This window comes from Hydrogenophaga sp. ZJX-1 (assembly GCF_048590325.1).
Taxonomy (GTDB): domain Bacteria; phylum Pseudomonadota; class Gammaproteobacteria; order Burkholderiales; family Burkholderiaceae_C; genus Hydrogenophaga.
Window position 1 is genome coordinate 278,016 of record NZ_JBMBRA010000004.1, and the last position, 24,451, is coordinate 302,466.

23 protein-coding genes are annotated in these 24,451 nt (G+C 63.9%); 2 read left to right on the forward strand and 21 right to left on the reverse strand.

Features of this window, described 5'->3' with window-relative positions:
• Positions 1-303: 303 nt before the first annotated feature.
• The 5 genes from ACN5W5_RS13255 to ACN5W5_RS13275 all read right to left on the reverse strand — a co-directional run bounded on the left by ACN5W5_RS13255 (position 304) and on the right by ACN5W5_RS13275 (position 6,151).
• Complete coding sequence (locus tag ACN5W5_RS13255; protein WP_420048973.1) at positions 304-1,287, reverse strand: dipeptide ABC transporter ATP-binding protein; 984 nt, start codon at positions 1,285-1,287, stop codon at positions 304-306.
• The gene (locus ACN5W5_RS13260; RefSeq protein WP_420048974.1) at positions 1,284-2,258 is read right to left on the reverse strand and encodes an ABC transporter ATP-binding protein; all 975 of its coding nucleotides are present in this window, start codon (positions 2,256-2,258) and stop codon (positions 1,284-1,286) included. Before ACN5W5_RS13260 ends, ACN5W5_RS13255 begins: the two co-directional genes overlap by 4 nt.
• 156 nt (positions 2,259-2,414) lie before the next feature.
• Complete coding sequence (locus tag ACN5W5_RS13265; RefSeq protein ID WP_420048975.1) at positions 2,415-3,272, reverse strand: ABC transporter permease subunit; 858 nt, start codon at positions 3,270-3,272, stop codon at positions 2,415-2,417.
• Positions 3,269-4,297: an ABC transporter permease subunit gene (locus tag ACN5W5_RS13270; protein WP_420048976.1), complete on the reverse strand. Its 1,029-nt coding sequence runs from the start codon at positions 4,295-4,297 to the stop codon at positions 3,269-3,271. Before ACN5W5_RS13270 ends, ACN5W5_RS13265 begins: the two co-directional genes overlap by 4 nt.
• 261 nt (positions 4,298-4,558) lie before the next feature.
• Positions 4,559-6,151 carry an ABC transporter substrate-binding protein gene (locus ACN5W5_RS13275; RefSeq protein ID WP_420048977.1) on the reverse strand — a complete coding sequence of 531 codons (1,593 nt, stop codon included), beginning with the start codon at positions 6,149-6,151 and terminating at the stop codon, positions 4,559-4,561.
• A 197-nt stretch (positions 6,152-6,348) separates the two neighbouring features.
• Between ACN5W5_RS13275 and ACN5W5_RS13280 the strand changes: the two genes are divergently transcribed.
• Both ACN5W5_RS13280 and ACN5W5_RS13285 read left to right on the forward strand, forming a co-directional pair.
• Entirely contained in the window at positions 6,349-7,326 is a 978-nt protein-coding gene (locus tag ACN5W5_RS13280) for a dipeptidase (RefSeq protein ID WP_420048978.1), read from the forward strand.
• 144 nt (positions 7,327-7,470) lie between these two features.
• On the forward strand, positions 7,471-8,799 hold the full coding sequence (locus ACN5W5_RS13285; RefSeq protein ID WP_420048979.1) for a Glu/Leu/Phe/Val family dehydrogenase: 1,329 nt from the start codon (positions 7,471-7,473) through the stop codon (positions 8,797-8,799).
• A gap of 36 nt (positions 8,800-8,835) precedes the next feature.
• On the opposite strand, the gene ACN5W5_RS13290 is transcribed toward ACN5W5_RS13285, so the two are convergent.
• The 16 genes from ACN5W5_RS13290 to ACN5W5_RS13365 all read right to left on the reverse strand — a co-directional run bounded on the left by ACN5W5_RS13290 (position 8,836) and on the right by ACN5W5_RS13365 (position 24,424).
• Complete coding sequence (locus ACN5W5_RS13290; RefSeq protein ID WP_420048980.1) at positions 8,836-9,309, reverse strand: DUF1178 family protein; 474 nt, start codon at positions 9,307-9,309, stop codon at positions 8,836-8,838.
• Positions 9,310-9,317: 8 nt separating this feature from the next.
• Complete coding sequence (locus ACN5W5_RS13295; RefSeq protein WP_420048981.1) at positions 9,318-9,929, reverse strand: NUDIX domain-containing protein; 612 nt, start codon at positions 9,927-9,929, stop codon at positions 9,318-9,320.
• Positions 9,930-9,940: 11 nt separating this feature from the next.
• On the reverse strand, positions 9,941-10,243 hold the full coding sequence (locus tag ACN5W5_RS13300; RefSeq protein ID WP_304920815.1) for a DUF2818 family protein: 303 nt from the start codon (positions 10,241-10,243) through the stop codon (positions 9,941-9,943).
• A gap of 63 nt (positions 10,244-10,306) precedes the next feature.
• Positions 10,307-11,806, reverse strand: coding sequence for an NADH-quinone oxidoreductase subunit NuoN (nuoN, locus tag ACN5W5_RS13305; protein WP_420048982.1), 1,500 nt, complete (start codon positions 11,804-11,806; stop codon positions 10,307-10,309).
• Positions 11,807-11,840: 34 nt separating this feature from the next.
• Complete coding sequence (locus ACN5W5_RS13310; protein WP_420048983.1) at positions 11,841-13,316, reverse strand: NADH-quinone oxidoreductase subunit M; 1,476 nt, start codon at positions 13,314-13,316, stop codon at positions 11,841-11,843.
• Between the two features lie 13 nt (positions 13,317-13,329).
• Positions 13,330-15,375, reverse strand: a complete 2,046-nt coding sequence (gene nuoL, locus ACN5W5_RS13315; protein WP_420048984.1) for an NADH-quinone oxidoreductase subunit L — start codon at positions 15,373-15,375, stop codon at positions 13,330-13,332.
• 25 nt (positions 15,376-15,400) lie between these two features.
• Positions 15,401-15,709 carry an NADH-quinone oxidoreductase subunit NuoK gene (gene nuoK / locus ACN5W5_RS13320; protein ID WP_177135809.1) on the reverse strand — a complete coding sequence of 103 codons (309 nt, stop codon included), beginning with the start codon at positions 15,707-15,709 and terminating at the stop codon, positions 15,401-15,403.
• Positions 15,706-16,344 (reverse strand): NADH-quinone oxidoreductase subunit J, encoded by a 639-nt coding sequence (locus ACN5W5_RS13325; RefSeq protein WP_420048985.1) that lies wholly within the window; start codon positions 16,342-16,344, stop codon positions 15,706-15,708. The genes nuoK and ACN5W5_RS13325 overlap by 4 nt, the downstream gene beginning before the upstream one ends.
• 21 nt (positions 16,345-16,365) lie before the next feature.
• The gene (nuoI, locus tag ACN5W5_RS13330; protein ID WP_177135807.1) at positions 16,366-16,902 is read right to left on the reverse strand and encodes an NADH-quinone oxidoreductase subunit NuoI; all 537 of its coding nucleotides are present in this window, start codon (positions 16,900-16,902) and stop codon (positions 16,366-16,368) included.
• A gap of 15 nt (positions 16,903-16,917) precedes the next feature.
• Positions 16,918-18,000: an NADH-quinone oxidoreductase subunit NuoH gene (gene nuoH, locus ACN5W5_RS13335; RefSeq protein WP_420048986.1), complete on the reverse strand. Its 1,083-nt coding sequence runs from the start codon at positions 17,998-18,000 to the stop codon at positions 16,918-16,920.
• Positions 17,997-20,120, reverse strand: a complete 2,124-nt coding sequence (gene nuoG, locus ACN5W5_RS13340; RefSeq protein ID WP_420048987.1) for an NADH-quinone oxidoreductase subunit NuoG — start codon at positions 20,118-20,120, stop codon at positions 17,997-17,999. The genes nuoH and nuoG overlap by 4 nt, the downstream gene beginning before the upstream one ends.
• 16 nt (positions 20,121-20,136) lie before the next feature.
• Positions 20,137-21,498, reverse strand: coding sequence for an NADH-quinone oxidoreductase subunit NuoF (nuoF, locus tag ACN5W5_RS13345; protein WP_420048988.1), 1,362 nt, complete (start codon positions 21,496-21,498; stop codon positions 20,137-20,139).
• On the reverse strand, positions 21,495-22,031 hold the full coding sequence (nuoE, locus tag ACN5W5_RS13350; protein ID WP_420048989.1) for an NADH-quinone oxidoreductase subunit NuoE: 537 nt from the start codon (positions 22,029-22,031) through the stop codon (positions 21,495-21,497). The genes nuoF and nuoE overlap by 4 nt, the downstream gene beginning before the upstream one ends.
• Positions 22,028-23,281 (reverse strand): NADH-quinone oxidoreductase subunit D, encoded by a 1,254-nt coding sequence (locus tag ACN5W5_RS13355; protein WP_420048990.1) that lies wholly within the window; start codon positions 23,279-23,281, stop codon positions 22,028-22,030. The genes nuoE and ACN5W5_RS13355 overlap by 4 nt, the downstream gene beginning before the upstream one ends.
• A gap of 1 nt (position 23,282) precedes the next feature.
• Complete coding sequence (locus ACN5W5_RS13360; RefSeq protein WP_420048991.1) at positions 23,283-23,903, reverse strand: NADH-quinone oxidoreductase subunit C; 621 nt, start codon at positions 23,901-23,903, stop codon at positions 23,283-23,285.
• Between the two features lie 41 nt (positions 23,904-23,944).
• Entirely contained in the window at positions 23,945-24,424 is a 480-nt protein-coding gene (locus ACN5W5_RS13365) for a NuoB/complex I 20 kDa subunit family protein (RefSeq protein ID WP_068175390.1), read from the reverse strand.
• Positions 24,425-24,451 lie beyond the last annotated feature (27 nt).

The following is a 24,451-nucleotide window of genomic DNA, read 5'->3' on the forward strand; positions in this document are numbered from 1 at the left end:
GGGCTGGTTGGTCCTGCACCTCACGCAGGCATGTGGGCGTGCCTGCAGGTGCGCTCGAGCATCACTTAGGAAGCAGGTGGTCTGGGTGGGCGGGCGCAGTCCCCATTCGCGGTTGCCCACACGGACGAGCGCCACCAAGTTGTTGAACAAGGGATCGGTGCGCACCCGTGCAGACACCCGCGAGGTGGGACGGAGAACGAACACCCGGACCACCTGCCCCTGCCCACCTGTTCTGAGCGCCGAAGGTCAGGCGGCTCGGTCAGCCACAGACCACGACGGGAAGAGAAACCAGAAAAGACCGCTTCAAACGTGGTGGCAAGCCACCTGCCGCCCTTCCAGCGGCCGCAACAAAGGCAGCTCGCTCTCGCAGCGCGCATCCGCCTTCGGACAGCGCTTGTGGAAGGCACAGCCGCTGGGCGGGTTCAGCGGGCTGGGCAACTCGCCGTGGATCTTGATCTTCTTCTGGCGCTGCGCCGGGTCGATCGACGGCGTGGCCGACAGCAGGGCCAGCGTGTAAGGGTGCAGCGCGTTGGCGAAGATCGTGGCCTTGGGCCCGGCTTCGACCACGCGGCCCAGGTACATCACCATCACATCGTTGGCGATGTGTTCCACCACCGCGAGGTTGTGCGAGACGAACACGTAGGCGGTCTGCAGCTGCTCCTGCAAATCCATGAACAGGTTGAGCACCTGGGCCTGGATCGACACGTCGAGCGCCGAGGTGGGCTCGTCGGCCACCAGGATCTTGGGCTGCAGCACCATGGCACGCGCAATGGCGATGCGCTGGCGCTGGCCGCCGGAAAACATGTGGGCATAGCGGTCGTGGTGCTCGGGGCGCAGGCCCACGCGCTTGAGGCTCTCCAGCACCTTGTCCTTGCGCTCGGCGGCGCTCAGCGTCGTGTTGAGCAGCAGGGGCTCGCCGATCTGGTGGCCGATCTTCTGGCGCGGGTTGAGCGAGGCATAGGGGTTCTGGAACACCATCTGCACCTGGCTGCGCAGGCGCTTGTATTGCGCGCGGTCGCCCGGCGTCACCCATTCATCGCCCACCTGCAGGCGGCCTGCGGTGGGCGCCTCGATCAGGGTGAGCTGGCGCGCCAGCGTGCTCTTGCCGCAGCCGGATTCGCCCACCACGGCCAGGGTCTGCCCGGCCGTGAGCGTGAACGACACGTCGACCAGGGCCTTGACGGTGACCTTCGGTTTCATGAAGCCCTGCGACACGCCGTAATGGCGCGTCAGCGATTCGGCCTGCATCACGGGCGCCGTGGGCGCGATCATCGGGGTGTCGGTCATAGCGTCTCCTGCGCCGTCATGGGGTAGAAGCAGCGCACCAGACCGTCGCCCTGCGGCAGCAGCTCGGGGCGTTCGGTGTGACAGCGTTCCTGGGCCTTGGGGCACCGTGGCGAGAGCAGGCAGCCGGTGGGTCGGTCGAACTGGCCGGGCACGATGCCGGGCAGGGTGTGCAGGCGGCGCGCGCCGCGGCTGTGCTCGGGCACGCTGCTGAGCAGCGCGTGGGTGTAGGGGTGTGCCGGTGCGGTGAACAGGCGCTCCACGGCGCCTTGCTCCACCTCCTGGCCGGCGTACATGACCGCGACGCGTTGCGCCACCTCCGCCACCACGGCCAGATCGTGCGTGATGAGGATCAGGGCCATGTTGTGCGCCCGCTGCAGCTGCACCAGCAACTCCATGATCTGTGCCTGGATGGTCACGTCCAGCGCGGTGGTGGGCTCGTCAGCGATCAGCAACTTGGGGTTGCAGGCGATCGCCATCGCGATCATCACGCGCTGCGCCATGCCACCCGAAAACTGGTGCGGGTAGCTCTCCAGTCGGTGCGCGGCCCCGGGGATTTCCACCATCTGCAGCAGCTCGATGGCGCGCGCCCGGGCGGCCGCACCGCGCAGGCCCATGTGTTCGCGCAGCACCTCTTCGATCTGGAAACCCACGGTGAAGCTCGGGTTGAGCGAGGTCATGGGGTCCTGGAAGATCATGGCCATGTCCTTGCCCAGGATCTTGCGGCGCTGGCGGTCTGAAATGGTCTGCAGGTCCTTGCCGTCGAACCACAGGCGATCGGCACCGACGTGACCCTGCCCCGCCAGCAGGCCCATGACGGCCATCATCGCGACCGACTTGCCCGAACCCGATTCGCCCACGATGCCCAGCACCTGGCCCTGGTCCAGCTGCAGGTCCAGCCCGTCCACCGCGCGAAAGGCGCGCCCCTTGGCGCCGAACTCGACGCGCAGGTTGTTGATTTCAAGAAGACTCATACAAGGTGTCTCAATGGTTGCGCGGCAACGCGGTATGGGTGAACCGTATCCGGCGCGCAATGCCCGAACCCAGGATGCTTTGGCCCCGGCTTTGCCGGGCCGCATCGCATCGCCCCCTTGAGGGGGACGCGCGAAGCGCGGCGGGGGTGTTCCATATCAAGATGCGGATTTGAGTTTCGGGTCCAGCGCATCGCGCAGACCGTCACCTACCAGATTGATGGCCAGCACCGACCACAGAATGGTCAGGCCCGGCAGCGTCACCACCCACCAGGCGCGTTCGATGTAGTCGCGCGCCGAGGCGAGCATGGTGCCCCACTCGGGCAGCGGCGGCTGCACACCCAGCCCCAGGAAGCCCAGTGCCGCGATCTCCAGGATGGCGGCGGAAAAGCTCATGGTGGCGTGCACGATCAGCGGCGCCGTGCAGTTGGGCAGCACGGTCACGAACATGAGCCGCAGCGTGCGCGCACCCGACAGGCGCGCGGCGGTCACGTAGTCGCGCTGCAGCTCGCCGATGGCCGAGGCGCGCACCAGCCGCACGTAGGCCGGCAGCGACACCAGCGCGATGGCGATCATGGCGTTGAGCAGACCCGGGCCCAGGATGGCCATGATGGCCACCGCCATCAGCAGCGAGGGCAGGGCCATCACGATGTCCATGGCGCGCATGATCGCGGCGTCCACCCACTTGCCGGCGAACGCGGCCACCAGCCCCAGGATCACGCCCGGGATCAGCGCCAGCACCACCGACACCAGGCCCACCAGCAAGGACAGCCGCGCACCATGGATCAGGCGCGAGAGCAGGTCGCGGCCGAGTTCGTCGGTCCCCAGCAGAAACTGGCTGGTGCCACCGGCCCAGACCGGGCCTTGCAGGAAATGCTCGCGGTATTGTTCGATCGGGTCGTGCGGCGCGACCCAGGGCGCGAAGATCGCCAGCAGCCCCACGATGGTCATGAACACCAGGCCGGCCACGGCGCCCTTGTTTTGCGAGAAGGCTCGCCAGAATTCCATGAGGTTCATGACTGCACCCGGATGCGAGGATTGGCCACACCGTAGAGCAGGTCCACGATGAAATTGGTGACGACGACGAGTGTCGCCACGAGCAGGATGCCGTTCTGCACCACGGGGTAGTCGCGCCGGCCGATGGCGTCGATCAGCCACTTGCCGATGCCCGGCCAGGAGAAGATGGTTTCGGTCAGCACCGCGCCGCCCATCAGCGTGCCCACCTGCAGCCCCACCACGGTGAGCACGGGAATGAGCGCGTTGCGCAACGTGTGCACGAAGATCACGCGCATCGGCGACAGACCCTTGGCGCGCGCCGTGCGCACGTAGTCTTCGCGCAGCACTTCCAGCATGCTCGACCGCGTCATGCGCGCGATCACCGCCAGTGGAATGGTGCCGAGCACGATGGCCGGCAGGATCAGGTGGCGCACCGCGTCCCACAGCGCGCCGCTGTTGAGCTCGGGGTCGGCGCGCTCGGCCAGCCAGGCGTCGATCAGCATGAAGCCGGTCTGCGGCGGCACGTCGAACATCAGGTCGAGCCGGCCGGATACCGGCGTCCAGCCCAGCCCCACCGAGAAGATCAGGATCAGCAGCAAGCCCCACCAGAAGATGGGCATGGAATAACCGGTGAGCGCAGCCGTCATGACGGTGTGGTCCAGCCAGCTGCCCCGTTTGACGGCGGCGAGCACACCCGCGATCAGGCCCAGCACCAGGGCCAGCAGCAGCGCGCACAGCGCCAGCTCCAGCGTGGCCGGAAACAGGGCCTTGAATTCGCTCCACACAGGGGACTGCGTCTTGAGCGACTGCCCCAGGTCCCCCTGCGCCAGTTGCCCCAGATAACGGCCGTACTGCACGTACAGCGGCTGGTCCAGACCGAGGCGTTTGAGGGCAGCGGCGTGCAGCTCCGGGTCGAGCGTGCGCTCGCCCACCATCACTTCGACCGGGTCGCCGGGGATCAGCCGGATCAGGGAAAAAGTCAGCAGCGTGACCCCCAGGATCGTGGGAATCAGCACCAGCAACTTCTTGAGGAGGTATCTCAGCATGAGGGAGCACCCCTTGTTGTTTTCAGAATGCGTAAAAAAGAGCAGACGTCAAAAGCTTGACGCCTGCAAATTGACCAGAGTGGCCGACCCAAGAACGCGAGCGGCCCGACATCGCCAAACCGCTCGCATTGCCCAAGGGCGCAGCAGGCTACACGCAGTGAGCCTGCAGCCGGACCACCCAGAACGCGGCGGAACCGGCTCCGCCGGGCCGCTCGCGTTGCCCCCCCCCGGGGGGTGACGCCGCAGGCGGCGCGGGGGGGATCACTTCACACTGACACCCTCGAAGTTGTAGTCGCCAAACGGGCTGATCTTGAAGCCGTTGAGCTCCTTGCGCATGGGCTGGTTCACCGTGGAGTGGGCGATGGTGGACCACGGCATGTCCTTCTTGAACACCTCCTGGGCCTTCATGTACAGCTCGGTGCGCTCCTTCTGGTTCACGCTGTTGCGGGCCTTGAGCACGTAGCCGTCGAACTCCTTGCTGCAGTAGCGCGCGTAGTTGGAGCCGCCGATGGCTTCGCAGGTGAGCAGCACGCCGAGGAAGTTGTCGGGGCTGGCGTAGTCGCCGGTCCAGCCGATCAGGCCGGTGTCGTGCTCGCCTTGCTTCAGGCGCTTGAGGTACTCACCCCACTCGTACTGCGTGATCTTGGCCTTGATGCCCACCTTGGCCCAGTCGGCCTGGATCATCTCGGCCATCAGCTTGGCGTTGGGGTTGTAGGGGCGCTGCACCGGCATGGCCCACAAGGTGATTTCGGTGCCCTCGGCCACGCCGGCTTTCTTCAGCAGCTCCTTGGCCTTTTCAGGATTGAAGGCGGCGTTCTTCAGCTTGGCGTTGTAGGACCACAGCGAGGCCGGGAACGGATTGGAAGCCTCCTGGCCCTGCCCCTGGTACACCGCTTCGATGATCGCCTTGCGGTTGATCGCCATGTCCAGCGCCTGGCGCACTTCCACCTTGTTCAGTGGCGCCTTTTCGGTGTTGTAGCTCAGGTAGCCGATGTTGAAGCCCGGTGCCGTGTCCATCTTCAGCTTGGGGTCGGCCTTCATGGCCGCAATGTCCTGCGGTTTCGGGTAGGACATGATGTGGCACTCGCCGGCCTTGAGCTTCTGGAAGCGCACCGAGGCGTCGGTGGTGATGGCGAAGATCAGGTTGTCCACCAGCACGTCCTTGGCGTTCCAGTAGTCCTTGTGCTTGACGTAGCGGATCTGCGCGTCCTTCTCGTAGCGGCGCAGTGCGAAAGGACCCGTGCCGATGGGCTGCTGGTTGAGCATGCTGGCCTTGCCTTCGGCCACCAGTTTGTCGGTGTATTCCTTCGAAAGGATCGAGGCAAACGGCATAGCGATCTTGACCAGCAGGTCGGGGTCGGGCTTCTTGAGCTTGATCACCACCGTCAGGTCGTCGGTCTTGGTCACCGACTCGGTGTTGCTCTCCAGGCCCACGTCGGAGGCGTACGGGAACTGTGCCGGATAGGCCTTGTTGAACGGATGGTCCTTGTTGACCATGCGCTCGAAGGTGAAGATCACGTCATCGGCGTTCATGTCACGGCCCGGCTTGAAATAGTCGGTGGTGTGGAACTTGACGCCCTTGCGCAGCTTGAAGGTGTAGGTCAGTCCGTCGGCGGACACGTTCCATTCGCGCGCCAGGCTCGGCTCAACCTCGGTGCCACCCTTCTTGAACTGCGTCAGGCGGTTGAACATGGCGTGACCGGCGGCGTCGAAGGTGTTGCCGCCCGTGTATTGCGCGGTGTCAAAACCCTCGGGACTGCCTTCGGAACAGTAAATCAGCGTGCCGGCAGCCTGCGAGGCCATCGCCACCGCAGACAGGCCCAAAGCCAGGGTCAGTTTCTTCAGTTCAAACATCGGTCATCCTTCGTTGTTGCGGGGACAGCGGTATGCGCCCCTTGTTAAGGAAAAATTCATTATCGACACAAAACGTCACGCAGCCGTCACTTGCGGTGGTGCCACCGGTTCGAAACGCGAAGGCTCCACTTGATGTCCGTGAACCCACGCAAAATCGATGCCGTCGCGCGACCAACCCACCCCCATGAAGGAAACCCATGATCCGCTGGGAAGCCCACACCTGCCTGCCCCTGCACCCCGATGCCAGCTTTGAACCCCTGGAGCGCTACCGCGCGGCGGGGGTACACCACGTTTGCATCAACGTGGGCATGGACATGAACCCGCTGAGTCAGATCCTGCCGGTGCTCGCCGCTTTCCGTGCGCGGCTGCGGGCCGAGCCCGGGCGCTATCTGATCCCGAGCACTGTGGCCGACATCGAACACGCGCGCAACACGGGGAAACTCTCGGTGGGTTTTGACCTGGAAGGCGCCCTGCCCCTGCTGGAACGCCCCGAGATGGTGGCGCTGTACCGCGATCTCGGCGTGCGGCAGATCCACTTTGCCTACAACCGCAACAACAGCGTGGCCGGCGGCTGCCACGACGAGCCCCAGGGCCTGACCGCGCTCGGGCGCCGCATGGTGCAGGCCGTGAACGATGCGGGCGTGCTCATGGACTGCGCCCACACCGAGCGGCGCACCACCTTGGACATCATGACCCACTCGCGCCACCCGGTGGTGTTCAGCCACGCCAACCCGCTGGCGATGGCCGAACACGGCCGCAACATCACCGACGAACAGATCCGCGCCTGCGCGGCCACCGGTGGCGTGGTCTGCGTCTCCGGTGTGTCGAAGTTTCTGGGCTGCGAAGCGCCACAAGCGAGCGACCTGGCACGCCATATGGCCTACGTGGCCAACCTGGTGGGCGCACAGCACGTGGGCCTGGGCCTGGACATCGGTTTTTCCCAACCCGGGCTGAACGACGATCCGCCCGGCGCTTTCGATCCGGGCTTCTGGTGGCCCGCGCAGGCGGGCTACGGCCGAGGCATCAGCCAGATGCGCTACGCGCCCATCGAGACCTGGCAAGCCCTGCCCGGCGCCCTGCGGGCGGTGGGCATGGGTCCGCAGGAAGTGAATGGTGTGCTGGGTGACAACATGGCGCGCGTGGCGCGCCTTGTCTGGGGCGCGGCGGCCGACTGAACACGCCACCCCGTCCGGAAGGTTATGCATCCATCGCATAAAGGCATGGCAACACAGCCTTGGACAGTCGCCACCGTGCTCCGTACAGTCGCACCGGTTGACCCACCATTCCGGGCCAGCCCATCCCCCAGGAGACAACGCACCATGTCACAAGCACCGCATCCCGCCGGCGCCGCGGCCAACAGCCCAGCCGCCTTCACCAGCGCCCTTCCCTCGTACCTCGACCCCAACAACCTCGGTCCCTGGGGCATCTACCTTCAGCAGGTGGACCGCGTGGCGCCCTACCTGGGCAACCTGGCCCGCTGGGTGGACACCCTCAAGCGCCCCAAGCGCACGCTGATCGTGGACGTGCCGATCCACCTGGACGACGGCTCGATTGCGCACTTCGAGGGCTACCGCGTGCAGCACAACACCTCGCGCGGCCCGGGCAAGGGCGGTGTGCGTTTCCACCAGAATGTGACGTTGTCCGAAGTGATGGCGCTGTCGGCCTGGATGTCGATCAAGAACGCGGCGGTGAACGTGCCCTACGGTGGTGCCAAGGGTGGTATCCGCGTCGATCCGCGCCAGCTGTCGGTCGGTGAGCTGGAGCGCATCACACGCCGCTACACCAGCGAGATCGGCATCATCATCGGCCCGAGCAAGGACATCCCGGCGCCCGATGTGAACACCAACGAACAGGTGATGGCCTGGATGATGGACACCTACTCCATGAACGAAGGCTCCACCGCCACCGGCGTGGTCACAGGCAAACCTGTGGACCTGGGCGGCTCGCTCGGCCGACGCGAAGCCACGGGCCGCGGCGTGTTCACGGTCGGCGTCGAAGCGGCCAAACACACGGGCATGGACATCAGCAAGGCGCGCGTGGCCGTGCAGGGTTTTGGCAACGTGGGTGGTGTGGCCGGCAAGCTGTTTGCCGAAGCTGGCGCCAAGGTGGTGGCGGTGCAGGACCACGGCGGCACGATCTACCGCGAAGCGGGCCTGGACGTGCCGTCCCTGCTGGCGCACGTGTCGCGCGTGGGTTCCGTGGCGGGCTTCCCGCAGGCCGAGGTGATCGCCAACGACGCCTTCTGGGATGTGCCTTGTGACATCCTGATTCCGGCCGCGCTCGAACAGCAGATCACCGAAGCCAACGCGGGTCGCATCCAGGCGAAGATGGTGATCGAAGGCGCCAACGGCCCGACCACGCCACAGGCCGACGACATCCTGCACGACCGCGGCATCCTGGTGCTGCCCGACGTGATCGCCAACGCCGGTGGCGTGACGGTGAGCTACTTCGAATGGGTGCAGGACTTCTCCAGCTTCTTCTGGAGCGAGGACGAGATCAACGAGCGCCTGGTGAAGATCATGAAAGGCGCGTTCGGTGCGGTCTGGCAGGTCGCGGAGGAGAACAAGGTCAGCCTGCGCACCGCCACCTTCATCGTCGCGTGCAAGCGCATCCTGCACGCGCGCGACCTGCGCGGACTGTATCCGTGATCACCCCTGCGCCGTCTGCGGCTCAGGGGGCGCCAACTACTGCAGGGTCTCTTTGAGCGCAGGCAGCGAAGGCAGCGGCATCACTTCAATGCCCTCTTCGATCAGCTCCAGGGCCACCTCGGGGCTGGTGCGACCCCGGATGTTGCGCTGATCCATCTCGCCGTGGTGCATGGCCCGGGCCTGATCGGCAAAACGCTCGCCCACGTCTTCGGTGTGGGCGAGCACCTGGCGCATGGCTTTGAGCAGTTGGGCATGCAATGCCGAACCCGACGCCGGAAGGCCCAGCTCGACGCTGTCGGAGGTGCCGGTCTGTGCAGCGGTGGGCGCCTTGTCTTCGCGACCGGCGCGCAGGTTCAGGCGCGGCGCCGACAGCATTTTCCGGATCTGCGTATCGCCACACAAAGGACAACTCACCAGGGCACGCGCGAGCTGGCTGGTGAAGTCGTCTTCAGAGCCGAACCAGCCTTCAAATTCGTGCTGGTGGGCACATTGCAGGTTGAGGACCTTCATGCCATGGATTATCTGGCAATGCCTGCGGGCATGTGGCCCGACCAGTCGAGCGCCCATTCACCGCGCAGGACGTTCTGCAACCAGAGCAGACCAACCAGGGTCTTGCAGTCGAACACCTCGCCACTGCGACACCAAACTTGCAGCTCGGCGGGTGTGGCGGTGAACACGTCGAGGAATTCGCCATCGTCCAGATGGCGCTCGCCCAGCCTGAGCCCGCGTGCAAACCAGATGTCGATGATCTCGTCCGAATAGGCGATGGTGGGCGCCAGCCGGCCGGCAAAAGCCCACTCCTGGGCGCTGTAGCCCGTTTCTTCGCGCAACTCGCGTTGTGCGCAGGCCAGGCTGCTTTCACCCGCATCGAGCTTGCCAGCAGGAAATTCGATCACCACGGCCTGCATAGGGTGGCGGAACTGGCGCTCCAGCACCACCCGGCCGTCGTCCAGCAAGCCGATGACCATGACGGCCCCGGGGTGCAACACGTACTCCCGCGTGGCTTGATGGCCGGAAGGCAGGCGCACGGTGTCGCGCACCACGTGCAGGAAATGCCCTTTGAGCAGTTCGGTGCGTGAGACCGGCGTCTCGCGCAAGTGGGCATCCGCGGCGGGCATCTGCACCGGCATGATGGGAGCGGTCAGCCTCGACGGTGGTACAGGTAGCGGTACACAAAGCCTGGAAAGGCCAGCGTGAGGAACAGCGCCGCGGTGGTGGCGTAGAACTCCCAGCCCTGCGGGTAGATCTGACCAGCGGACTGTTCCAGCGCCAGTCCCAGCGCCCCGACCAGCAGGTAGCACACCACCAGCTCACCCACGCGCATCCCCAGGGTCTTGGGCAGTTTGCGCGGAATCACGGCGAACCAGCGGTCGTTGAGAAACGGCAGGTTGGCCCCCACGAGGGCGGCCAGCAAAACCAGCCAGACGGACATTGAATGGGTCATATGGAGCAGTAAGACCCGATGGGGACCGGCCGGTTCACCGAACCGGCACCCGGCATCGGGATTTCAGGCCAGCAAGGCAGCGATGGCCTGGGCACACAAGGTCATGAGGCCACCGGGCACGATACCCAGCACCAGCACCAGCGCACCGTTGAGCGAAAGCACCGAGCGTGCGTCCACCCCGGCCACGATGTCAGCGGTCTGCGTGGGGGCGTCAAAGTACATCACCTTGACCAGACGCAGGTAGTAGAAGGCCCCCACCAGCGACATCATCACCGCAAACACGGCCAGGCCGATGTAGAGCGGATGGGACGAGGCCAGCAAGGCCTGCAGCACCGAGAGCTTGGCGTAGAAGCCCACCAGCGGCGGCACGCCAGCCAGCGAGAACATGCAGATCGCCATGACACCGGCGTACAGCGGGCTGCGCTGGTTCAGGCCGGCCAGGTCGCTGATGTTTTCAGATTCGAAACCGTTGCGCGAGAGCAGCAGGATGACGCCGAAGGTACCCAGCGTGGTCAGCACGTAGGTGATGACGTAGAACATGGACGAGCTGTAGGCGTTGGCCATGTTGCCGCTGTCACCCGCCACCACACCGGCAAGCAGGCCAAGCAGCATGAAGCCCATCTGCGAGATGGTGGAAAACGCGAGCATGCGCTTGAGGTTGGTCTGGGCAATGGCGGCGAGGTTGCCCACCAGCAGCGAAACCACCGACAGCACCGCAAGCATCTGCTGCCAGTCCACCGCCAGCGGCAGCAGACCCTCGACCAGCAGACGGATCACGATGGCAAACGCCGCCAGCTTGGGCGCGCCACCGATCATCAGCGTGATGGCCGTCGGAGCGCCGTGGTAGACATCGGGCACCCACATGTGGAACGGCACGACGCCCAGCTTGAACGCGAGACCGGCCACCACAAACACCAGCCCGAGCACCAGCACCTGGGCTGAACCCTTGAGCGTGGCTTCACCACCAGCGATGGCCTTGAGCACTTCGGCCAGATCCAGCGAACCGGTGGCGCCGTAGACCATGGACATGCCGTATAGCAGGAAACCGCTGGCCAGCGCGCCGAGCACGAAGTACTTCATGGCGGCTTCGATGGCCTGGGCATCATCGCGGCGCAAGGCCACCAGCGCGTAGCTGGAGAGCGTGAGCAGTTCCAGGCCCAGGTAGATCACCAGGAAGTTGTGCCCCGAGATCATGATGAACATGCCGAGCAGTGCGTAGAGCGCCAGGGAGAACATTTCTCCGCCGCGGGCCAGCATGTCGCGGTCGCCAGCGTAGCGGCGGCCATAGACCAGCGTGGCGAACATGGCCAGCGCCGCAAAGCACTTGAGCCATTGCCCCATCGGGTCGCTCACCACCATGTTGTTGAAACTCCGCAGTGTTTCGCCGGTGGCCGCACTCGCGCCCAGCAGGTAGGCGACCACTGCGAGGGTCAACAGCGAGAGCACATAGGTGGTATCGCGCAAGCGCGACTTGACACCCACGTCCACCAGCGAGATCACGGCGGACATGACTAGCAGAAAGATTTCCGGGTAGGCCACCACCCAGCTGATTGGCTCATTCATGAGAAGACTCGCATTGTTGTAGGGGCGGCAGAGGTCAGTTCAGCTTGGAGATGGCCACGTGGCGCAGCAACTCAGCCACCGAGGCATCCATCACATCGGTGAATGGCTTGGGATGCACGCCCATGTAGAGCACGGCGATGCCCAGCACGGCCATGACGAGGAACTCACGTGAACCGATGTCTGTCAGCGCCTTGACGTGGTGGTTGCCGGGCGCGCCCAGGTAGACGCGCTTGAACATCCACAGCGAATAGGCAGCGCCGAAGATCAGGGCGGTGGCCGCAGCGGCGCCGATCCAGAAATTGGCCTTGACGGCGGCCAGGATCACCATCCACTCACCGACAAAACCCGCCGTGCCCGGCAGGCCGCAGTTGGCCATGGTGAACAACAGCGCGAACGCGGCAAAGTTGGGCATGGTGTTGACCACGCCGCCATAGGAAGCAATTTCACGCGAGTGGACACGGTCGTAGAGCACACCGATGGACAGGAACATGGCGGCCGAAACAAAGCCGTGGGCGATCATCTGCACGATGCCACCGGCCACGCCCATGTCGCTGAAGAGGAAGAAGCCGAGGGTGACAAAACCCATGTGGGCCACCGACGAATAGGCCACCAGCTTCTTCATGTCCTGCTGCACCATGGCCACCAGACCCACGTAGACCACGGCCACCAGGGACAGCGTGATCATGAGCCAGGCCCATTCGTGCGAAGCGTCGGGCAGGATCGGCAGCGAGAAGCGCAGGAAACCGTAGGCACCCAGTTTCAGCATGATGGCGGCCAGCACGGCCGAGCCACCGGTGGGCGCTTCCACGTGCACGTCGGGCAACCAGGTGTGCACCGGCCACATCGGCACCTTCACCGCAAAGGCGGCGAAGAAGGCGAAGAACAGCAGCGTCTGCGCCGTGCCGCCGAGCGGCAGCTTGTGCCAGGTGGCCAGATCGAAACTGCCACCCGACTGGGTGTACAGGTAGATCAGGGCCACCAGCATGAGCAGCGAGCCCAGCAGCGTGTAGAGAAAGAACTTGAACGCGGCGTAGATCTTGTTCGGGCCGCCCCAGATACCGATGATCAGGTACATCGGGATCAGCGTGGCTTCGAAGAAGACGTAGAACAGCATCGCGTCCAGCGCGGCAAAAACGCCAATCATCAGTCCCGAGAGGATCAGGAAGGCGCCCATGTACTGGTTGACACGGCTGGTGATCGATTCCCAGCTGGCAATCACCACAACCACGGTGATGAAGGCGGTCAGCAGCACCAGCCAGAGCGAGATGCCATCCACACCAAGGTGGTAGTTGACGTTGAATCGTTCGATCCAGACACCCTGTTCCACGAACTGCATCGCAGCCGTGCCAAGTTCAAACCCGGTGTACAGCGGCACGGTCACGGCCAGTGACACCAGCGCACCAACCAGGGCCATCCAGCGCACGGCGTTCGCGTGTTCGTCCCGGCCCAAGGCCAACAGCACAACCCCAAAAAGAATCGGCGTCCAGATCGCAAGGCTCAGCAAACCCATCTTGTTCTTCCTCTTATTTCGCGAGCCAGACGAAGTACGTCATGAACAGCAGGATGCCCACGATCATCATCAGCGCATAGTGGTACAGGTAACCGGTCTGCATGCGGCGCACCACGGCAGACACGCCACCAACCAGCTTCCAGCTGGCGTTGACCACGCCGGTTTCGATCACGCCCTGGTCGCCGCCCTTCCACAGTCCGGTGCCCAACATGCGCGCGCCCCGTGCGAGCACGTTTTCGTTGAACCAGTCCATGTAGTACTTGTTCTCCAGGAGGGTGACGATCGGCTTGAAGGTGCGACCAATGGCGGTCGGCAACGCCGGATTGACCATGTACATGTACCAGGCGGTCACAGCACCACCCAGCGCCAGGTAGAACGGCGCGGTGGAGAAGGCGTGCAACGCCATGGCCAGCGGGCCGTGGAACTCTTCGGCGAACTTCTCCATCGCTGGGTGCAGTTCGAGGTTGATGTGGATCGCGTCCTTGAGGAACTCGCCAAACAGCATCGGCTGGATCGTCATGAAGCCGATCACCACCGACGGGATCGCCAGCAGCAACAGCGGCACGGTCACCACCCAGGGGGTTTCGTGCGGCTTGTGTGCTTCGTGGTGACCGTGGTCATCGTGATGGCCGTGGGCGTCCGCATGGTGGTCGTCGTGGTGGGCATCCGGGTTCTGGTCGTAACGCTCCTTGCCATGGAACACCAGGAAGTAGAGCCGGAACGAATAGAACGCCGTGACAAAGACGCCAGCCAGTACCGCGAAATAGGCGAAGCCCGAAGCCGGCAGGTTGCTGAAATGCACCGCCTCAATGATGCTGTCCTTGGAGTAGAAGCCGGCGAACAGCGGCGTGCCGATCAGGGCCAGCGTGCCCAGCAGCGAGGTGATCCAGGTGATGGGCATGTACTTGCGCACACCGCCCATCCAGCGGATGTCCTGGTTGTGGTGCATGCCGATGATCACGGAGCCGGCCGCAAGGAACAGCAGGGCCTTGAAGAAGGCGTGCGTCATCAGGTGGAACACCGCGACGCCGTAAGCCGAAGCGCCCAGCGCCACCGTCATGTAGCCGAGCTGGGACAGCGTGGAATAGGCCACCACGCGCTTGATGTCGTTCTGGATGATGCCCAGGAAGCCCATGAACAGGGCCGTGATGGCACCGATCACCATGATGAAGTTGAGCGCTGTGTCCGACAGTTCAAACAGCGGCGACATGCGCGCGACCATGAAAATGCCCGCCGTCACCATGGTGGCGGCGTGGATCAGCGCGGAGATCGGGGTCGGGCCTTCCATGGAGTCGGGCAGCCAGACGTGCAACGGGAACTGGGCCGACTTGCCCATGGCGCCGATGAACAGGCAGATGCAGACCACGGTGATCAGCAGCCAGTCGGTGCCGGGAAAGCCCAGCGTGCCGAGCTCGGGCGCCTTGGCGAACACCTCGCTGTAGTTCAGCGTGCCGGTGTAGGCCACGATCAGGCCGATGCCCAGGATGAAGCCGAAGTCGCCCACGCGGTTGACCAGGAAGGCCTTCATGTTGGCGAAGATCGCCGTGGGCTTGTTGAACCAGAACCCGATCAGCAGGTAGGACACCAAACCCACCGCTTCCCAGCCGAAGAACAGCTGCAGCAGGTTGTTGCTCATCACCAGCATGAGCATGGAGAAGGTGAACAGCGAGATGTAGGCGAAGAAGCGGTTGTAGCCGGCGTCTTCTTCCATGTAGCCGATGGTGTAGATGTGCACCATCAGCGAAACGAAGGTGACCACGCACATCATCATCGCGGTCAGGCCATCGACCATGAAGCCGATTTCCATCTTCATGCCGCCGATCACCATCCATTCGTAGATGGTTTCATTGAATCGGGCGCCGTCCACGGCCACGCTCTTGAGCGTCATGGCCGAAAGGATGAAGGCGATCAGCACACCCAGGATGGTCAGTGTGTGCGAGGTGCGGCGCCCGATGACGTTGCCGCCAAAGGTGGTGCCCAGGATGCCGGCCAGCGCCGCGCCCACCAGGGGCGCCAGCGGAACCGCCAGGAGTGTGCTTGCAGAAAGGGTGGTGCTCATTTTTATGCCTGTTCTTTCCCTGTCTTCACCCCTTGAGGGTGTTGAGTTCTTCGACGCCGATGGACGACTTGGCCCGGAACAGCAACACCAGAATGGCCAGACCGATGGCCGACTCGGCCGCCGCCACCGTCAGGATGAAGAACACGAACACCTGCCCATGCATGTCACCCAGGAAATGGGAGAACGCCACAAAGTTCATGTTGACCGCCAGCAGCATGAGCTCGATGGCCATCAGCAGCACGATCAGGTTCTTGCGGTTGAGGAAGATGCCGATGACCGACAGGGCAAACAGGATCGCCCCCACGGATAGGAAATGTCCCAGTGTGAGGCTCATGCCTGGCCCTCCTCGTTGCTCAATGCCACCGGAGCGGCCTTCTGTGTGGCGGTCATGGGCAACACAACCAGGCGATCGCTGGCGCGCACCTTGACCTGCAGGCCCGGATCGATGGCTTTGCTGTCCTTGCGCTGGCGCAGCGTGAGCGCGATCGCGGCGAACATGGCCACCAGCAGGATCACGGCAGCCACTTCGATGGGGTACAGGTACTCGGTGTACAACAGCTTGCCCAGCTCTTTGGTGTTCGAGTAGTTGGCCGGAACGGCAGCGATGCCCTCCCCTGTGACTGTCGGGAAACCCGCCCACAGCACCGCAATGACCTCGACCGCCACCAGGGCGCCCAGTGCCGCTGCCAGCGGGAAGTTCTGCCAGAAGCCCCAGCGGTCATCGTCGAGTTTGATGTCGAGCATCATCACCACGAACAGGAAAAGCACCATCACCGCGCCCAGGTACACCAGCACCAGGGTCAGACCCAGGAACTCGGCCTTGAGCAACAGCCACAGGGCAGCCGCCTGGGAGAAGGACAGCATCAGGTACAACACCGCGTGCACGGGGTTGTGCGCGGTCACCACACGGTAGGCGGCGAACAGCAGCACCGCCGCGAACAGGTAGAAAAAGCCGGTCTGGTAATCCATGGTTCTTGTCTTTCGCCAGCTTCAGCGGTACTTCGCGTCGGCCGCCTTGGCCGCTGCGATCTCGGGTTCGTAGCGGTCACCCACCGCCAGCAGCATGTCTTTGGTGAAGTAGAGGTCGCCGCGCTTCTCGCCGTGGTATTCGAGGATGTGGGTTTCGACAATGGCGTCCACCGGGCAGGCCTCTTCACAGAAGCCGCAGAAGATGCATTTGGTCAGGTCGATGTCGTAGCGGGTGGTGCGGCGCGTGCCGTCGGATGCGCGCTCACCGGCTTCGATGGTGATGGCCAGGGCTGGGCACACGGCCTCGCACAGCTTGCAGGCAATGCAGCGCTCTTCACCGTTTTCATACCGGCGTTGGGCGTGCAGACCGCGGAAACGCGGCGACAACGGCGTCTTCTCTTCCGGGAACTGCACCGTCACCTTGCGACGGAAGGCGTAACGACCGGTGAGGGCCAGTCCCTTGACCAGCTCGACCAGCAGGAAGCTCTTGAAAAAGTCGCCGATGGAAAACGGCGCGACGACCGAAGGCGATGCGGAAGGGGATACGGTGGTGGACATGATCGTTCGCCCTGCTTATTTCCAGATGTTCCACGAGGTCTGCATCAGACCGCCGACGAGCAGCAGCCAGACCAATGTCACAGGAATGAAAATCTTCCAGCCCAGACGCATGATCTGGTCGTAGCGGAAGCGCGGGAAGGTGGCGCGAATCCAGATGAACATGGACACCACGACAAAGGTCTTGATGCCCAGCCAGATCCAGCCGGGAATCCAGTTGAAAAGCGCGCTGTCGATGGGGGGCAACCAGCCACCCAGGAACATCAGGACCGCCAGGATGGACACCAGCCACATGCTGGCGTATTCAGCCAGGAAGAAGATCGCGAAGCCCATGCCCGAGTACTCGACCATGTGACCGGCCACGATCTCGGCTTCACCTTCCACCACGTCAAACGGGTGACGGTTGGTTTCGGCCACGCCGGAGATCAGGTACACCATGAAAATGGGGAACAGGGGCAGCCAGTTCCATGACAGGAAGCTCAGACCCATGTCCGCGCCCATGCCACGCGCCTGCGAAGCCACGATTTCACCCAGGTGCAGGCTGCCAGCGGTCATGACAACCACCAGGAAACAGAAGCCGATGGCGATCTCGTAGCTCACCATCTGGGCCGAGGCACGCAGCGCACCCAGGAAGGCGTACTTCGAGTTGGAGGCCCAGCCCGCGATGATCACGCCATAGACCTCGATCGAGGTGATCGCCAGGATCACCAGCAGGCCCGCGTTCACGTTGGCGATCACGGTCTCAGGTCCGAAAGGAACGACCACCCACGCGGCCAGGGCCGGCATGATGGCCATGATGGGGCCCAGGCGAAACAGGCCCGGCGCCGCGGCGCTGGGGCTGATGATTTCTTTGGTCAGTAGCTTGATGGCATCGGCAATGGGCTGCAGCAGGCCAAACGGTCCCACGCGGTTCGGCCCCAGGCGCACCTGCATGAAGCCCAGCAGCTTGCGCTCCCACAGCGTGAGGTAGGCCACCGCGCCCATCAGGGGCGCCAGCACTGCGATGATCTTGACCATGCCCCAGATCACCGGCCAAGCGGCCGTGGTCCACCAAGGAGCCGCGATCAGGCCCAGGCCACCGTTGTACATCGCGTCGATCATGCGTGTGCTCCTTCTGCTGCGCGGGCATCGGCCGTGAGCTGCAGCGAGCTGGCGCGCCGCACCAGCGAATCCAGTTGGTAGATGGACGCCACGCAGGGCTGGCTGGCGGCAGGGTTCATGTCGATGAAAGCCGCTCCGGCGTTGGACAGGCGCGAAGCCTCCACCACGCTGCCAGCCGTCAGGCCAGGCAAAGCGGCGGCAAGCACGGCCTGCGAGGAATCGGCATCAAAACCCGGCAGGCCGAGCAGGTTGCCCAGCACGCGCAACACTTTCCAGGCCGGACGGGTATCGCCCAGTGGGCGCACCACGGCGTGGAAACTCTGCAGCCGGCCTTCGGCGTTGACAAAAGATCCGGAGGTCTCGGTGAACGGGGCAATGGGCAGCAGCACGTCGCTGATGTCCAGGTTGGCCTTGAACGGGCTGAGCGTGACCACCATGCCGGCGTTGGCCAGACCCTGTCTGCCCACCGCACTGTCAAAAGCCGGTTCGTTGTTCAGCAGCAGCGCCGCCTTGAGTCCACCACCGAGCATCTGACCGGCGTTCAAGCCGCCCTGCCCCGGCAGGGCGTTCACCAGCTGGGCGCCCACGGTGTTCGCGGCTTCGCTGAGGTAACCCACCACAGCGCCGGTCTGCTGGGCGATCCAGTTGGCCAGCGACAGCAGGCTGGAGGCCTGGACATGGTGCGCGGCCGCGTTGCCCAGCAGGATGGCCTTGTGTTCACCACCGAGCAGCGACTTGGCGATGGCGCGAGCCGCATCGTTCACCTCTGCGACCACCGGTGCCAGCACGCCCGTTTCGGCGCCCACGGCGTTGGCGATGCCGGCCAGGGCCGACACCCAGTTCGCACTGTCGGCCAGCACGGTGTTCTTCACCGGCATGGCCCAGTCCTGCGACTGGGCGTTGAGCGCGCTCACCTGCCCACCCTTGCGAGCCGCCTGGCGGATGCGCTGGGCAAACAGCGGATGGTCCTTGCGCAGATTCGATCCGACCACCAGCACGCGCTGCAGTCCCGACAGGGCCGCGATCGGCATGCCCAGCCAGCGGGCCGAGTTGGGCGATGCCGCGTTGAAGAAGTCGGCATGACGCAGACGCGTGTCAATGTTCTCGCTGCCCAGGCCGCGCACCAGCGCACCGGCCAGGGCCAGCTCTTCCACTGTGCTGTGCGGACTGGCCAGCACACCAATGGCGCCAGCGCCGTGGTCCGCCTTGACCTGCTTCAGGCCATTGGCCACGTATTCCAGCGCGGTCTGCCAGTCGACCGCTTTCCACTCGCCGCCCTGCTTGAGCATGGGCGCGGTGAGGCGGTCTTCGCTGTTGACGGCTTCGTAGCTGAAGCGGTCGCGGTCGGCAATCCAGCACTCGTTGACAGCATCGTTTTCCAGCGGCACGACGCGCATGACCCTGTGGTTCTTCACCTGAACGATCAGGTTGGCACCGGTCGAGTCGTGCGGGCTCACGCTCTTGCGACGCGAGAGTTCCCAGGTGCGCGCGCTGTAACGGAACGGCTTGCTCGTGAGCGCGCCCACCGGGCAGATGTCGATCATGTTGCCCGACAGCTCGGAATCCACCGACTGCCCGACAAAGGTTTCGATTTCGGCGTGTTCACCACGGTGCGACATGCCCAGTTCCATCACGCCGGCCACTTCCTGGCCAAAACGCACGCAGCGGGTGCAGTGGATGCAACGGCTCATTTCCTCCATGGAAATCAGCGGACCGACGTCCTTGTGGAACACCACGCGCTTCTCTTCTTCGTAGCGCGAAGCACCACCGCCGTAGCCCACGGCCAGATCCTGCAACTGGCATTCACCGCCCTGGTCGCAGATCGGGCAGTCCAGTGGGTGGTTGATGAGCAGGAACTCCATCACCGACTGCTGGGCCTTGATGGCCTTGTCGGACTTGGTGCGCACGATCATGCCCATGGTCACCGGCGTGGCGCAGGCGGGCATGGGCTTGGGGGCCTTTTCCACTTCCACCAGGCACATGCGGCAGCTCGCCGCGATGGACAGCTTCTTGTGATAGCAGAAATGGGGAATGTAGGTGCCCGCCTTTTCGGCCGCATGCATGATCATGCTGCCCGGTGGCACTTCGACCTTCTGGCCGTCGAGTTCGATTTCAACCATAGTTTCTCGTCTCGTTTCAGGCGGTGGCGTCGGCCTTGATCATGGCCGCGAACTCGGGCCGGAAATGCTTGAGCATGGCGCGCACCGGCATCGCCGCCGCATCGCCCAGGGCGCAGATGGTGCGGCCCATGATGTTCTCGGCCACGTTGTCCAGCAGCGCCATGTCGGAAGCCTTGGCGTCGCCGCGCTGAATCTTGTCCACCAGGCGCCAGAGCCAGCCCGTGCCTTCACGGCAGGGCGTGCACTGCCCGCAGGACTCGTGCATGTAGAAGTACGACAGGCGCTTGAGCGACTCGACCATGCAGCGGGAGTCGTCCATCACGATCACGGCGCCAGAGCCCAGCATGGAGCCGGCCTTGGCGATCGAGTCATAGTCCATGGTGCAGTCCATGATGATGGACGCGGGCAGCACGGGTGACGACGATCCACCAGGGATCACGGCCTTGAGCTGACGGCCCGTGCGCACCCCGCCAGCGAGCTCCAGCAGCTTGGCGAACGGGGTGCCCATCGGCACTTCGTAGTTGCCGGGCAGGTTGACGTCGCCACTGACCGAGAAGATCTTGGTGCCACCGTTGTTGGGCTTGCCGCATTCGAGGTAGGCCGAACCACCGTTGCGGATGATCCAAGGCACCGCCGCGAAGGTCTCGGTGTTGTTGATCGTGGTCGGCTTGCCGTACAGGCCGAAGCTGGCCGGGAACGGTGGCTTGAAACGCGGCTGGCCCTTCTTGCCTTCCAGCGATTCGAGCAGCGCGGTTTCTTCGCCGCAGATGTAGGCGCCGAAGCCGTGGAAAGCGTGCAGCTGGAAGCTGAAGCTGCTGCCCATGATGCCGTTGCCGAGGTACCCCGCGGCACGCGCCTCTTCCAACGCCGCTTCGAAGCGCTCGTAGACCTCGAAAATCTCGCCGTGGATGTAGTTGTAGCCGACGTTGATGCCCATGGCGTACGCCGCGATCGCCATGCCTTCGATGACGATGTGCGGGTTGAACATCAGGATGTCGCGGTCCTTGCAGGTGCCCGGCTCACCTTCGTCCGAGTTGCACACCAGGTACTTCTGACCCGGGAACTGGCGCGGCATGAAGCTCCACTTCAAGCCACTCGGGAAGCCCGCGCCGCCACGCCCGCGCAACGCGGATTCCTTGACGGTCGCGATCACCTGGTCCTGCGTCATGCCGGACACGCCGGTTTCGGGGTTCGGTGCCGAACCATCCTGACCCAGGATCTTGCGCAGGGCCTGGTAGCCGCCGCGCGCTTCGTAGTCCTTGAGCGACCAGTTGCTGCCGTTCAGGTCCTTGTAGATCTGCGGTTCGATGTGACGACCATGGAAGCAGGTTTGTACGCCGGTGGCGCTGAACTGGGAAATCACCTGTTCTGCGTTCATGCTTTGCCCTCTGCGGCCTTCAGGCCGTCGACCAGCTGATCGAGCTTCTCATTGCTCATGAAGCTGCACATGTGGCGGTCATTGACCAGCATCACCGGTGAATCGGCACACGCGCCCAGACACTCGCTCTGTTGCAGAGTGAAGAGGCCATCGGCCGTCGTTCCACCCATTTGCACGCCGAGCTTGTGCTCCAGATGCGCCAGCGCCTTGCCGCCGTCGCGCAACAGGCAAGGCAGGTTGGTGCAGACGTTGAGCTTGAACTTGCCCACCGGCTGCTGGTTGTACATGTTGTAGAAGGTCGTGACCTCGTGCACGGCCATGACCGGCATGCCGAGGTAGTCGGCAATCGCCTTCTCGGCTTCGAGGGCGACGTAGCCCTGCTCTTGCTGCACGATGGACAGACAGGCCATCACGGCCGACTGCGCCTGTTCGGGCGGGAACTTGGCCACCTCGCGCGCAAAACGCGCCAGCGTGGCTTCGGACAGCTGCATCGCCTGAACGGCGCCGCCGGGGGTCTTGTGCTCAGAGATCATCGGTCAATCTCTCCAAAAACGATGTCCATGGTGCCGATGATGGCGACCGCGTCGGCCAGCATGTGGCCACTCGCCATTTCGTCCAGGGTGGACAGGTGGGCGAAGCCGGGGGCGCGGATTTTCAGGCGATAGGGCTTGTTGGCGCCGTCGCTCACGAGGTAGATGCCGAACTCACCTTTGGGGTGCTCGACGGCGGCATAGGCCTCGCCTTCGGGTACGTGGAAACCTTCGGTGAAGAGCTTGAAGTGGTGGATCAGCTCTTCCATGCTCGACTTCATCGCCTCGCGCGACGGCGGCGCCACCTTGTGGTTGTCGGTGATGACCGGGCCGGGGTTCACGCGCAGCCAGTCCACGCACTGCTTGATGATGCGGTTGGACTGCTTCATCTCTTCCATGCGGACGAGGTAGCGGTCGTAGGTGTCGCCGGTCTTGCCGACCGGAATATCGAAGTCCATCTTGTCGTACACGTCGTACGGCTGCTTTTTGCGCAGGTCCCAGGCGATGCCGGAGCCGCGCAACATGGGGCCGGTCATGCCGAGGTTGAGCGCGCGCTCGGGGGTCACGACACCAATGCCGACCGTGCGCTGCTTCCAGATGCGGTTGTCGGTCAGCAGCGTGTGGTACTCGGCCAGGTAGACCGGGAAACGCTGGGTGAAGTCGTCGATGAAATCGAGCAACGAACCCTGGCGGTTCGTGTTCATCTCCGCCATCGCCTTGGCGTTGCGGATCTTGCTGTGCTTGTACTGCGGCATGGTGTCCGGCAGGTCACGGTAGACCCCCCCCGGACGGAAATAGGCCGCGTGCATGCGCGCACCCGACACGGCTTCGTACATGTCGAACAGGTCTTCGCGCTCACGGAACGCGTAGATCAGGATGGTCGAGCTGCCGCAGTCGTTGCCGTGCGAGCCCAGCCACATCAGGTGGTTGAGCAGGCGGGTGATCTCGCTGAACATCACGCGGATGTACTGCGCACGGATCGGCACCTCAATGCCCAGCAGCTTCTCGATGGCCAGGCAGTAGGCGTGCTCATTGCACATCATCGAGACGTAGTCCAGCCGGTCCATGTAGGGCAGCGACTGGATGAAGGTCTTGTGTTCGGCGAGTTTTTCGGTGGCGCGGTGCAGCAGACCGATGTGCGGATCGGCGCGTTGCACCACTTCGCCATCGAGCTCCAGCACCAGTCGCAGCACACCGTGCGCGGCCGGGTGCTGCGGACCGAGGTTCAGGGTGTAGTTCTTGATTTCAGCCATATCAATGCAGTCCGCCGTAGTTGTCTTCGCGAATCACGCGCGGCGTGACTTCACGCGGCTCGATCGTGACCGGCTCGTAAACCACCCGCGCGCGCTCGGCGTCGTAACGCATCTCCACGTGACCGGAGAGTGGGAAGTCCTTGCGAAACGGATGGCCGATGAAACCGTAGTCGGTCAGGATGCGGCGCAGGTCGTTGTGACCCTCGAACACGATGCCGTAGAGGTCAAAGGCCTCACGTTCATACCAGTTGGCCGACGCCCAGAGTGCACTCACGGAATCGATGACGGGGAAGTCGTCTTCCGGGCAAAACACCCGGACCCGCACCCGCTGGTTCAGGCTGACCGACAGCAGGTGCACCACCGCGGCAAACCGTGGACCCTCCCAACGACCATCGCCGTAAGACTGGTAGTCCATGCCACACAGATCGATCAACTGCTCAAAACGCGCTTCAGGTGCATCACGCAGGATTTGCATGGTCGCAAGGTAGTCGGCAGCAGCCACCACCAGGGTGAGCTCATCGCGATCGACATCAAGGGACTGCACACGCTCGCCCAGCAGGGCGGCCAGGGTGTTTTTCAGCGCGTCGGGATTGGAGGCGTAAAGGATGGCGGTTTCGCTCATGGACCGTCTTTCTGACAGAAGCCTGTGGGCCGGTGCGGCGCTCAGGCGCGCGCGATGGTGTTGGTGCGACGGATCTTCTGCTGCAACTGGATGATCCCGTACAGCAAGGCCTCAGCAGTCGGCGGGCAGCCAGGCACATACACATCGACCGGCACGATGCGGTCGCAGCCGCGTACCACCGAATAGCTGTAGTGGTAATAACCACCGCCATTGGCGCAGGAGCCCATGGACAGCACCCAGCGCGGCTCAGCCATCTGGTCGTAGACCTTGCGCAGGGCCGGCGCCATCTTGTTGCACAAGGTGCCGGCCACGATCATCAGATCGGACTGGCGCGGGCTGGCACGGAACACCTCGGCACCGAAACGGCCCAGGTCGTAGCGCGCAGTGGCTGCGTGCATCATTTCAACAGCGCAACAAGCCAGACCAAAGGTCATGGGCCATAGCGACCCCGTCTTGGCCCAGTTCACCACCGAGTCGTAGCTCGTGGTCACGAAACCTTCTTTGAAAACGCCTTCGATCATCTTGCGCTCCGGTGCGTCGGTGTTTTG